Annotated in this window: 8 protein-coding genes; 7 read left to right on the forward strand and 1 reads right to left on the reverse strand. The window is 42.4% G+C overall.

Features of this window, described 5'->3' with window-relative positions:
- The first annotated feature begins 123 nt into the window (after positions 1-123).
- The 5 genes from EHC72_RS13845 (at position 124) to EHC72_RS13865 (ending at position 8307) form a co-directional block, all read left to right on the forward strand.
- Positions 124-831, forward strand: coding sequence for a ThuA domain-containing protein (locus tag EHC72_RS13845; RefSeq protein ID WP_131538309.1), 708 nt, complete (start codon positions 124-126; stop codon positions 829-831).
- 24 nt (positions 832-855) lie between these two features.
- Complete coding sequence (locus EHC72_RS13850; RefSeq protein WP_131538310.1) at positions 856-4275, forward strand: ThuA domain-containing protein; 3420 nt, start codon at positions 856-858, stop codon at positions 4273-4275.
- A 151-nt stretch (positions 4276-4426) separates the two neighbouring features.
- Positions 4427-6115 carry a DUF5060 domain-containing protein gene (locus EHC72_RS13855; RefSeq protein ID WP_165585832.1) on the forward strand — a complete coding sequence of 563 codons (1689 nt, stop codon included), beginning with the start codon at positions 4427-4429 and terminating at the stop codon, positions 6113-6115.
- A gap of 2 nt (positions 6116-6117) precedes the next feature.
- Positions 6118-7149: a glycoside hydrolase family 26 protein gene (locus EHC72_RS13860; protein ID WP_211660314.1), complete on the forward strand. Its 1032-nt coding sequence runs from the start codon at positions 6118-6120 to the stop codon at positions 7147-7149.
- A gap of 9 nt (positions 7150-7158) precedes the next feature.
- A complete protein-coding gene (locus EHC72_RS13865; protein WP_131538312.1) occupies positions 7159-8307 on the forward strand; it encodes an esterase in 1149 nt (382 codons plus the stop codon).
- Between the two features lies 1 nt (position 8308).
- Here EHC72_RS13865 and EHC72_RS13870 read toward each other — a convergent pair whose 3' ends face one another.
- Complete coding sequence (locus EHC72_RS13870) at positions 8309-9184, reverse strand: AraC family transcriptional regulator (protein WP_131538313.1); 876 nt, start codon at positions 9182-9184, stop codon at positions 8309-8311.
- Positions 9185-9487: 303 nt separating this feature from the next.
- Between EHC72_RS13870 and EHC72_RS13875 the strand changes: the two genes are divergently transcribed.
- Both EHC72_RS13875 and EHC72_RS13880 read left to right on the forward strand, forming a co-directional pair.
- Positions 9488-10681 (forward strand): AGE family epimerase/isomerase, encoded by a 1194-nt coding sequence (locus EHC72_RS13875; RefSeq protein ID WP_131538314.1) that lies wholly within the window; start codon positions 9488-9490, stop codon positions 10679-10681.
- Positions 10682-11034: 353 nt separating this feature from the next.
- Positions 11035-12441, forward strand: coding sequence for a glycoside hydrolase family 30 protein (locus tag EHC72_RS13880; RefSeq protein ID WP_165585833.1), 1407 nt, complete (start codon positions 11035-11037; stop codon positions 12439-12441).

The following is a 12441-nucleotide window of genomic DNA, read 5'->3' on the forward strand; positions in this document are numbered from 1 at the left end:
TAATACTTTCAAATGGCTTATAAAGCGCATTTAAGCTGAAGACCGGCACATTACAATCCATGAAGATGAGGCCAGGATTTTATCGGAAAACATTTTTTATACTAAACAACTTTAAATACAGATATGAAAAATATATTTACTTTACTCCTTTGCATTAGCCTGAGTTTATTAGCCAGCGCCCAGAAAAGAGTATTGATCTTTTCAAAAACAGCGCGTTACCACCATGAATCAATTGATGCAGGTATCAAAGCGATAAAAAAACTTGGCCTGTTAAACCATTTTTCTGTAGATCAGACTACAGATTCCTGCGCACTAAACGAGAAAAATCTAAAGCAATACGCTGCTATAATCTTTTTAAGCCCCTCTGGAAATATTATCGACAGCGCAGGAAAAGCAGCAATCCAGAAATTTATTCGTTCGGGCAAAGGATTAGTCGGTATTCACGCGGCTTCCACGATAGAGAAAAACTGGAGTTGGTATGGAAAGCTTGTTGGCGGGGTATTCACCGGTCACCCCGAGCCTCAAACTGCAACCCTTCACCTAGAGGATAGCAACCATCCCGCTACTAAATTTTTTCCGCCTTCCTTCTCCAGAAGAGATGAGTGGTATAACTTTCGGGACTTGCAACGGGGGCTGCACGTATTGCTCAGCGTAGATGAAAAAAGCTATAAGGGAGGCGAAAATGGCCCCCATCATCCTATCGCCTGGTACCATGACTTTGAAGGGGGAAGGAGTTTTTATACTGCGCTTGGCCATTTCCCGGAACATTATAAAGACCCTTTATTTTTAAAACACCTGCTCGCTGGTATACAGTATGCCTTGCGGGATTAATCCAGTTGGTACGATAAAACTTCAATGATGAACAATTCACTACAAATAAAATATTTTACGCTTCTAATAAGCCTGCTCCTTTTTTTTGTTGAGGCCTTTCAGGCGCCAAAGTCAAAACCAGCCTTGCTTATTTTTTCTAAAACTGCTGGCTGGCACCACAGCTCGATTGCTTCAGCAATCGCTGCAATAAAAAAGATAGCGAACCAAAAAGGATATAGCGTAGATACTACGACGAACGCAGCTTATTTTAATGAGCAAAAGCTCTCTGCTTACAACGCTGTAATTTTTAACTCTACAACTGGCAATGTGCTTAACTCAGAACAGCAAACGGCCTTCGAACGCTACATTCAGGCCGGCGGAGGCTATGTAGGCATCCACTCCGCGGCTGATACCGAATACGATTGGAGCTGGTATGGACAACTCATCGGCGCTTACTTTGATTCCCATCCGCATAATCCAAATGTGCGTGAAGCTTCAATCCGGGTCAGCGATAAAAGCCATCCGGCAAGCAGCAACTTGCCGGAAAGCTGGACAAGAAGCGATGAGTGGTATAACTACAGGTCTTTCTATCCCGGCATCAAGGTCCTGGCGAGCCTGGATGAGGATAGTTACGATGGAGGAACAAATGGCACCGGACACCCTATCATCTGGTATCATGAATATGATGGCGGACGTGCTTTTTACACCGGTTTGGGGCATACCGAAGAAAGTTATTCAGAACCTTTATTTTTAGCTCAGCTTGCCGGCGGCATTGAGTATGCGCTTGGAAATGGGGCAAAGTTAGACTATGCTAAAGCCTATGCCAAACCAATCCCGGAGCAAAACCGCTTTACCAAGACTATCCTGTCTACCAACCTAAATTCCCCGATGGAACTCGCTGTGAGCGAAGATGGCCGGATATTCTACACTGAACTTTTTGGTAACCTGTATCTCTATGATACCAGAAAACATAAAAACACCCTGGTTGAAAAATTAGCGACCACCAATATCGGGGGTACCGGGCTCATTGGCATAACGCTCGATCCTGACTTTGATAAAAATAACTTTATCTATCTTTATTATGCGCCAGCAGGTCAGAGCCAGGAACCACTTTATTTTAACCTATCCAGGTTTAGCTTATCAAAAATGAGTGTCTTGGACTTATCGAGTGAAAAAATACTACTGCGTGTTCCGGTTGAAAAAAACAGCGGCTCCCACCATGGCGGCTCGCTCGCCTTCGATAAGGAGGGAAATTTATACCTTTCAACGGGTGATAGCAGCAGCCCTTTTTCTTCCGAAGGTTACGCTCCGCTGGATGAGCGCCCGGGTGAAGTTAATTTTAGCGGCGATGCTCAACGCAGCGCCGGGAATACCAATGATTTCAAGGGAAAAATTTTGCGCATACATCCCGAGGCTGATGGAACCTATAGCATTCCACAAGGTAATTTATTCAAGCCAGGGACACCAAAAACAAAGCCTGAAATTTACGTGATGGGAACCAGGAACCCCTACCGGATTGCTCTGAATCCAAAATCCTCGACCCTTTATTGGGGCGACATTGGCCCGGATGCGGGGCAGGAAAGCGAGCGGGGTCCAATGGGCTTTGATGAGGTGAACCAGGCTAAGTCCGCGGGCAACTACGGATGGCCCTATTTTGCTGGCGATAATCAGGCCTATGCGCATTGGGACTTTGCAAAAAAGACCGCCGGAGGCAAATTTTATCCTGAAAAACCAGTGAACCATTCGCCAAACAATACCGGGTTAAGCCAGCTGCCGCCGGCCAGGCCTGCGATGATCTGGTATCCTTACCTTGCTTCCAAGGAATTTCCTGAACTTGGGCTTGGAGGCAGATGCATCATAGGCGGAACTTTCTATAGCTATAAGCAAACTGGCGCTGTAAACCGCTTTCCGGAGTATTATGATGGCAAATTTTTTATTGCCGACTGGATGCGGAACTGGGTATTCGCCTTGAGTTTTGATGAAAAAGAAAACTATGTGCGAAATGAGCCTTTCATGGCGGCCAATGGAAATTTCAAAAGGCCCATTGATATGGCTTTTTCCAGCGATGGTATACTCTACATGCTCGAATATGGCTCTGTATATGGAGCGGCCAATGCGGATGCTTCCCTTGTGAAAATTGAATATAACACCGGAAACCGAGCACCTGTTGCCAAAGCAGAAATTATAAATGAAAAAGAACACCAGCGGTTGGACAAAACAGTATTTTTAACTTCAGAGCGAAAAAATTTCCCTTCCCATCGGAGCATTGCAGGTAAAGCGCCACTACTGGTAAACTTTCGTGGGCAAAAAAGCTATGATTTAGATGACGATGAGCAGCTCAGCTACCAGTGGCAATTCGAGGGCAAGGTTTTTGCGTCCAATAAAATTAACCCTGTATATACCTATAAAAAGCCGGGAACTTATAAGTCGATTTTAACGGTACGTGATAAAAGCGGCGCCAGCGCAAAAGACACTTTAATCATAAAAGTCGGTAATACCCCGCCAGTGGTCTCTATTTCTAGCGCTGAGAATAAATCATTTTTCTGGACTGATAAACCCTTTACTTATGCGGTCCAGGCCAGTGATAAGGAAGATCTAAAAATTGTACCTAAGCGCTTGAAGGCTTTTTACACATACCTTTCGGCTGGTCAAAAAAATCAATCACAGCAGGCCAGTTATTCAGGTAAAGCGCTAATGGCGGCCAGCGACTGTAAATCCTGCCATCTGGCGAATGCTAAGGCCATAGGACCAAGTTACTTTGATATCGCAGCGCGCTACAGTTCCCAAAACGGCACAATAGAAAAACTTGCGGAAAAAATTATCAAAGGGGGTGGGGGAAGCTGGGGGCAAACAAGCGTGATGAGCGCCCATCCGCAACTTTCCACCAGCGATGCAAAAGAAATCGTAAACTATATTTTCTCCATGCCGCTGGAGAAAACCGCCCAGCGCATCGCGCTTGCCAAAACCGGCACACTGAAGTTAAATTCAATTAAAGATGAGCCTGAAGGTGGATACCTGTTTCAAGTAAGCTATACCGATGGCGGAAGAAAGCCTATTGGGCCGCTTTCCAGTACCGAAGAATTTTTCTTAAGAAGCCCGGTTATTAACCCCGCGCTGGCGGACGCCCACAAGGGTTTTGAGCGCTTCCGAAATAGCCTATCTGAAGGAGATAATAAGGCTTATATTTTATTAAAACAGACGGACCTAAATGGCATTAAAAATTTCACATTTAACTATGCCTCCACCATGGATGGAGAAATCGAGGTTAGGCGGGATTCGCGTGCAGGACCCTTAATCTCAAAAATTAGCTACAATTCAACCGGCTCGTTTGATAAATATGCCGATATCCTCAGTCCAGTCAACTCTCCCATCAAAGGCAGGCATGATTTGTATTTTATTATGCGGCGCAGACAAAGTCCGTATAAAGGCATTATAAAGCTTGGCAGGATAACTTTTGGAAGATAATCCTTTTTGTTGTATCATTTATGTGAAGAAAATTTGAGTACAGGATTTTGTTAAAATACTATTAACGCTTAATACATCCACTCTTGTAGATTTGAATCTAACACTAATGCTAACCAAATCCAATTTCCGGGGAAATTCCCGAATGAAACCTATGAAAAAAAATATCTCTTTTTGTTTTGCCTTTGTTATTTTGATGAGTTTCTCTGTGCAGGCGCAAAATCCTATTATAAAAACAACCCAGATTAATCCGGTTGTGAAAACCTATCAAAAAGCAGAATGGACCATCGAATTGCAGGCAGATTTTGATAATCCATATTTTCAGGAAGATTTAGCCCTTGACATGCAGCTTACTTCTCCTACTGGTAAAAAAATTAACCTGCCATGTTACTATGAATCCGGGCAAACTGGAAAGCGCTCGCTTTGGAAGGCGCGCTTCAGTGCCCAGGAAAGTGGAAGCTATAAGTACAGGTTCGCACTGCGGAAAAACAGCAAAGAGGTTGCTTTAAGCAAACCCTCTTCATTTAAAGTGTCAGCATCTAGGCTTAAAGGCATTTTGCATAAGGGCAATGACTGGACATTCAGGTTCGATAATGGAGATGCTTTCAGGGGCATCGGAGAAAATATTTGCTGGGAATCAAGAGATGATGATGATTCAAAATATTTTAAAGCCCTTCATGAAAATCCGAAGTATAACTATGAGTACATGCTCCCTTCGCTGGCTAAACATGGCGGAAATTATTTTCGAACCTGGATTTGTTCGTGGAATTTGCCATTAGACTGGAAAAGTGGAATAAATAACAGGCGATACAGCAATTCCCCGGCCTACTTTAATCCAAGCGCAATAGAAAAAATGGACCGAATGGTTAATTTATCTGATTCACTGGGCCTGTACATTATGCTCACTTTAGGTCCGGGATCTCATGATGGTAAAAACGGGCGTTATGGGGTTTCTTCTGCCAATTTTTTTATAGACGCGAAGGCTAAGGAGGAATACCGAAACCGCCTGAGGTTCATTATTGCGCGCTGGGGTTACAGCAGCGCGATAGGAGCATGGGAGTTTTTTAACGAAATAGACAATGTTCAGTTCAGGGATAAAAACAATCCAATCCCAGCTGAACATATCGTGCAATGGCACCAGGAAATGGCGGACTACGTCAAAAAAATAGACCCCTTTAAACACCTGGTGACCACAAGCATTTCTCACCGGGATTTAAAGGGACTTAATTCTATTGATGCCATAGATTTTAACCAAAAACACATCTACAAAAATAACCGCGCCCTGCCTACCACCATTGTAAGCTATACCAAAACCTATGGTAAACCATATGTGATTGGCGAATATGGCTATGAGTATGACTGGTCTAAAAACTTCGATGATTTCGCTGAGGGCATGGATTCAGATTTTAAACGTGGATTGTGGTATGGCCTTTTCTCGCCGACCCCCATCTTGCCGCTTTCCTGGTGGTGGGAGTATTTTGATAACCGTGGCACAGATAAATATATTGCCAATGTTCGCCGCATCCAGGACGAAATGATGCAGTCTGGAAAAGGCAGTTTTGATAGCCTGAGGGTCAAGAGTTCTAACACGGCTATTGAAGTATTTAGCGTAAAATGCGGGGCTGATATTTTTATCTACCTGTATAACCCTAAAGCTGAAATCCAGAAAACTGATATTAGCTTACCTGTTACCTTGTCAAATTACAAGCTTACTAGATATAACTGTGAAACGCAGCGTTTTGATGCAGATCTGAAATTTGCGGCAAAAGGTGATAGCCTGGACATCAATAGCTTAGCGCTTGCCCCTAATACAGATTTTGTTTACATTTTAAAGAAACCTTAAAGATGAAAAATAGCCGATACGGTTTAATTTTAATAATGCTTTTTAGCTTTAGCCATTCCGCTTTCGCGCAAAATCTTGCTCCGCAGCAAGGGAAGAAAGACGTAAAAACGACTAAAGTTCCCACCCGGTTTAAATCACTGAATTACCTTTACTCGGTATTGGGAAGATATACCATTTCTGGTATACATAATCGGGAGCCAAATGCAGAACCAAAAAAATGGACGCAGGAAGTATTCAACACGACCGGGAAATATCCTGGGCTTTGGAGCGGGGATTTTCTATTCCAGTCTGAAAATATTCAAAACAGACAAACGATGATAAATGAAGCTGCGGAGCAGTGGAGGAAAGGAAGTCTTATCAATATCATGTGGCACGCATGTAATCCTGCGCTGGAGCAGCCATGCGGCTGGGATAAGCAAGGGGTCTTGAGTAAATTAAGTGATCAGCAGTGGAAGGAGCTTTTGACCGATGGAACTTTGATAAATACCAGGTGGAAGTCAATGATGGATGAGATCGCTTTATATTTAAGCCAACTCAAAGAAAAAAATGTGGAAGTGCTGTTCAGACCTTTGCATGAAATGAACCAGGGCGTTTTCTGGTGGGGCGGCAGGCCTGGTGCGGCGGGTACCAGAAAACTCTATCAGCTGACCCACGATTACTTAAGCAAAACCAAAAAGCTAGATAACCTGATTTGGGTATGGGACATACAGGATTTTAAAACCCTGGAAAAAGATGCAGTGGATTATAATCCCGGTGATGGTTACTGGGACGTTGCTGCGCTGGATATTTATGATGATAAAACAGGATTCAGCCAGCAAAAATATGATATCATGGTAAAAGCTGGTGGCAAAAAGCCTATAGCCATTGGTGAATGTCAGGTGCTTCCTACTGCCCAGATAATGGCAAAACAGCCAAAATGGACTTTTTTTATGGGGTGGTCAGAATTAGTATTCTCTCATAATACCCCTGCTCAATTAAACGCTTTAATGAAAGCTGAAAACATCATCTCTTTGGATGAGATGCATGGCTGGTAAAATATACATATGATGAAAAAAATTCTCTTTCTTCTTTTAAGCCTGGTTTCTTGCTCAATCCTGGCGCAAAAACCTACTAATACTTACAGCGTTCAGGGATGGTGGGGTCCGGCATCTCCGCCATATTCTCCGGTAGTGGAAAATGATAAAAGCATTGTTTTCAGGTTTAAAGCGAAATCTGCCAAATCGGTTAAACTGCTTTTTGGTGAATGGGACATTAAGCCTATAGAGATGCAAAAAGACACTGCAGGAAATTGGGAAATTAAGATTGGCCCGCAAAAGCCCGGGATTTATTCCTATGTGTTTTCTGTAGATGGAATTCAGACGCTCGATCCTAAAAACCCAGTTGTAAAATCCGGTACTGAGCTTTACGGGAGTATCGTGGAAGTGCCTGGTGATAGGGCAAGGTTTGATGAGCATCAAAACGTCCCACATGGAATTTTGCAATCCATTAAATATCAGTCTTCGGCTTTAGGTAAACCTAGAGGGATGTGCATTTTTCTGCCTGCAGAATACCAGACTAGTCCAAAGCAAATTTTCCCTGTTTTATACCTGCGCCACGGTGGGGGAGACAATGAAAACAGCTGGACGCAGAGCGCGGGGAAAGCGGATGTAATTTTAGAAAACCTTATCGCTGAAAATAAAGCAAAACCGATGCTTATTGTGATGACCAACGGACTCACAGACGGCAGCTGGGCAGGAGGGAGCAGCAAAGAAGGAGTCGAGCAGTTGGAACAGGAACTTTTAAAGGACGTCATTCCATATGTAGAAAAAAATTACCGTGTCATAGCGGATAGAAAATCCAGAGCCATCGCAGGGCTTTCTATGGGCGGCGGGCAGGCTTACTTGATTGGGCTCAAAAACCCTGATAAATTCAGCTACATTGGCGAATTTAGTGCCGGTTTGTTAAGTGATGCTAAATTTGATATCAATGAACGGGTACCTGGAGCTTTTGCTAATCCAGCTAAACTGAACAAAGAAATTAGCCTGCTTTACCTCGCCTGCGGAAAAGAGGACCCAAGATACCAGGGACACCTGGCGTTAGATTATGATCTAAAAACGAAGGGAATCAACCATGAATTTCACGATAGTTCAGGCGGACATGAATGGAGATTCTGGCGCGAGCAGCTACATAGTTTCATGCAAAAAATCTTTTAACTTAAATAAATACGCGCTTGCCTACATAGTTTTCTCGGAACTCTTTTGGCGTGCAGCCTTTTTTATTTTTGAAGGTCCGGTTAAAGTTGGCCATATTATTAAAGCCGCAAATAAAGGCAATTTCAGCAACAGACTGGGTCGTGTCAATAAGCATTCTGCTGACATGCCCCAGTCTGATTTCGTTCAGCGAATCAATAAAATTATAACCGGTGCGTTTTTTAATAAACCGGCTGAAGGATGCTTCTGGCATGTTGGCTATCTTTGCTACTTCAGACAGGGTGATAAGCCTGTTGAAGTTATTATTCATATACTCAAATACCTTTTCAATCCGTCTGCTATTATAATTATAATCTTCCTTAGTAAAACTGGAATCCGAAAGCAGTTTGGTATCCCTGGATATCGAGAGATCATGCAATATCGATAGTAGCTCTAATATCGAATCAAAGCCACTTTTCTTACTCAAAGCCAAAAGACGCGGAGAAATGCGTTCAATGGTTTCCTTAGAAAAAAGCACTCCACGCTTACTTTGCTCAAACATATTACGAATGAAAGACAGCTGATTGCGCTTTAAAAACTTTTCATCCAATAAGTCCTTATGGAACTGAATAGTGACCTCTCTAATGTCCTCACTTACGCAATTATGAGTAAACCAGCCGTGCGATAAATTGGAGCCTACCAGCACGAGTTCCTGCTGCTCTATTTCTGCTATGTGATCACCCACAATCCGTTTCGCCCCGGCCGCATTGAGCACTAAGTTGAGCTCCATGTCCTCATGGTTGTGCAGCGGGAAATCAAATTCTTGCTTAGTTCTGGAAAAAATGGTAAAACAGTCGTTCGGCGTCAAAGGGGTGATTTCCCTGATTACATTTTTAGACATATCATATTTGGTTATAGAGGACAATATAGTTAAAAAAACACTACATGTTTAGCTCTCACGCTTAGCTGATATTTTCATTAAAATTCGGAGAAAAGCTTAAACGAGGGCTATAGAGGCATACAGCTATACTTTTCTAGGAAAATCCTGCAACTTGATTTACTTAAAGTGGTAAAATAATATCAAAAAATGCTCAAATAGTACAAGCGCTGTAGCCATAATGCGTTAGTACCAGTTTATGTTAAAAAAATATTAGTTTTATCAGCTCAGTCCAGTTAGTTTTAGCCAAATTAAAATTTTCAGATTATGCCAGCTACATCCCTTCCAAGCGCTTCAGAAATTGAGGTCGAACTACAAGCCATACTCCGTTACTGGAAACAGCGCAGCATAGATAATGAGTATGGTGGTTTTGTCGGGCAGATTGATGAATCAGAGCAGATTATCTCTAGGGCTGATAAAGGTTCAGTTTTAAATGCAAGGATTCTCTGGAGTTTTTCTGCCGCCTATTTAAGGACCAGCTCAAAGGAGGATTTAGAAGTCGCTGAGCGGAGCTACCTATACATAAAAAACCATTTCATTGATTACAGTTTTGGCGGGGTGTACTGGACAGTTGATTTTAAGGGAAACTCGAAAGATAAAAAAAAACAAATCTATGCCATTGCATTTACCATTTATGGCCTTGCCGCCTATTCTAAGGCCAGTGGTGATGAAAATGCTTTGACTCTCGCTAAATCCTTATATGCTGATATCGAAAAATATAGTTATGATATAAATGAGCTGGGATATTTTGAAGCTTTTGCCAGGGACTGGACGCAGTTAGATGATCTGCGCCTGAGTGATAAGGATGCGAATGAAAAAAAAACAATGAACACCCATCTGCATATTCTGGAGGCCTACAGTTTGCTATATACCTTGTGGCCTGACGAAGGCCTTAAAATAAAGATCATAAAGCTACTGGAGGTTTTTCGCAGGCATATTTTAAAACCTAACGGCCATTTAGGACTGTTCTTCAATGAATATTGGGAGTCTAAGTCCGAGGCTATTTCTTACGGGCATGATATTGAAGCTTCCTGGTTATTGCTCGAAGCAGCTGAAGCGATAAAAGAGGTTGAACTTATTACCGAATTTGAGCAGTTGGCCCTTAAAATCAGTACAGCAGCGATAGAGGGTATTGATAAAGATGCTATGGTATATGAATTTAATCCAGAAAGCCATCACCTGATTGCAGAAAAACATTGGTGGGTACAAGCCGAAGCCATGGTAGGGTTATATAACGCTTTCCAGATTTCTAAAGATGAAAGATTTCTTGAGCATTTTAATAAAATCTGGAACTATACCACTACTCACCTCATCGATAAAACCAACGGCGAATGGTTTTGGGGCAGAAAAGAAGATGGCAGTTTGATGGCTGGAGAAGACAAAGCCGGATTATGGAAATGCCCATATCATAATAGCAGGGCCTGTTTAGAGCTGCTCAATAGATTTGAAATGATAGCTTAAGTTCGATGAGGGCGGCCAGAGAAAAATAATAATTGCATCAGGCTAATTGCTAAATTCAAATATGCAGGGGCGCAGTTTAATTAGGTCCTTGAGAGTGAGTGTATATTAAAAAGTTAATCCCAGCTGAAACAATCTAAGCTCGGCCTTAAGAGAGAACTAATTGTCAAGGCTTATCCTGGAAATCCCGGAACTGGAAAGTTTGCAAAAGGAATAACCGTTTTGATGATTACTAAGGGGTTAGGATTTGTTGGTTAAATTGGTGGTCTTCGGACTCAAAACATTATAAATTGTTAAAATCCTATTAAAAAAAGGATAACCTGGAGCTTAAATTTGTGTAAACCAAGTATACCTTTATGTCCAGATACCCCCAGTCTATTAATGCGTTTAAGCTTGCGCTTCTTCTAATTTTAATCAATACTTTTCCCTTTTTGCTTCATGCACAACTCAAAGCCGAAGGTTGGGAGACCAGCAATGATAAAATGATGCTGTTATCAAAAATGAACAATTTTGAGCGAGGAGCTGGGCAAGCAGAAATCATTAACATCAATGCAGCAAAAAAATATCAATCTGTTGATGGGTTTGGTTTTGCGCTGACAGGTGGTAGTGCGCAGCACATCATTCGCATGTCTGCTCCGCAAAGAAAGAAGCTTCTCAGTGAACTTTTTGGAAATGGACCTGGGCAGGTGGGGATTAGTTATCTTCGAGTGAGCATCGGGGCATCAGATCTGAATGAATATGTCTTTTCCTACGATGACCTCAAAGTAGGGGAAACTGATGCGGAGTTAAAGCATTTTTCCTTGTCGCAGGATGAAAAAGATGTAGTGCCTGTCTTAAAGGAAATTTTAGCGATATCCCCAAAAATAAAAATTATGGGTTCTCCATGGTCCGCCCCGGTATGGATGAAGTCAAACCAGAATGTTCAGGGTGGAAGATTAATGGATAAGTATTATAGCACTTATGCTAATTACTTTGTGAAATACATCCAGGCGATGAAAAGCCACGGAATTGCGATTGACGCGGTGACCATTCAAAATGAACCATTCAATGATGGCAATACCCCCAGTATGCAGTTTTTGGCCAAAGAAGCGCTTCGTTTTATCCGCGATCATCTTGGACCTGCCTTTAAACGAGCAGGTATAAAAACTAAAATTGTTCTTTACGACCATAATTGTGATGCCCCGGAATATCCCATTTCAATATTGGCAGACAGACAAGCAGCAAGCTACATTGATGGTTCAGGATTTCATTTATATGCCGGTCAGACTTCTGCGATGGGCAAAGTACATGATGCCTTCCCCGATAAAAACATATATTTTACTGAAATGATGGCTGTAAGCAAGGATGGTGGTTTCAATACCGCTTATCCTGTTGGAAGGATCCTCATCGGTGCTTTACGGAATTGGAGTAAAAATGTGATTCTTTGGAACCTCGCGGCGGATCCTAAATATAACCCGCATACAGACAATGGCGGCTGTTCAATATGTCAGGGAGCGGTGACCATAGATGGAGATAAAGTCGAGCGGAACCTTGCCTATTATGTTATTGCGCATGCATCCAAATTTATTCCCTTTGGATCATCGAGAATCGAGAGCACCCTAACCTCAAAGGTTAGTAATGTAGCCTTTTTAACCCCGGAGGGAAAACGGGTGCTTATCGTCTCTAACAATTCGACTGAACCACAAACGGTCAAAGTCGTTGAGGGAGGTCAGTCTTTTTCTTACACTGTAAATAAAGGGTCTTCAACGACCCATATCTGGTGA

Source organism: Pedobacter nototheniae (assembly GCF_004335085.1).
Lineage (GTDB): Bacteria > Bacteroidota > Bacteroidia > Sphingobacteriales > Sphingobacteriaceae > Pedobacter > Pedobacter nototheniae.

What these genes read in the sequence shown, in the direction of transcription:
- EHC72_RS13845 (WP_131538309.1), top strand. Translation starts at nt 124, where the DNA reads ATGAAAAATATATTTACTTTACTCCTTTGCATTAGCCTGAGTTTATTA.
- EHC72_RS13850 (WP_131538310.1), top strand. Translation starts at nt 856, where the DNA reads ATGATGAACAATTCACTACAAATAAAATATTTTACGCTTCTAATAAGC.
- EHC72_RS13855 (WP_165585832.1), top strand. Translation starts at nt 4,427, where the DNA reads ATGAAAAAAAATATCTCTTTTTGTTTTGCCTTTGTTATTTTGATGAGT.
- EHC72_RS13860 (WP_211660314.1), top strand. Translation starts at nt 6,118, where the DNA reads ATGAAAAATAGCCGATACGGTTTAATTTTAATAATGCTTTTTAGCTTT.
- EHC72_RS13865 (WP_131538312.1), top strand. Translation starts at nt 7,159, where the DNA reads ATGATGAAAAAAATTCTCTTTCTTCTTTTAAGCCTGGTTTCTTGCTCA.
- EHC72_RS13870 (WP_131538313.1), bottom strand. Translation starts at nt 9,184, where the DNA reads ATGTCTAAAAATGTAATCAGGGAAATCACCCCTTTGACGCCGAACGAC.
- EHC72_RS13875 (WP_131538314.1), top strand. Translation starts at nt 9,488, where the DNA reads ATGCCAGCTACATCCCTTCCAAGCGCTTCAGAAATTGAGGTCGAACTA.
- EHC72_RS13880 (WP_165585833.1), top strand. Translation starts at nt 11,035, where the DNA reads ATGTCCAGATACCCCCAGTCTATTAATGCGTTTAAGCTTGCGCTTCTT.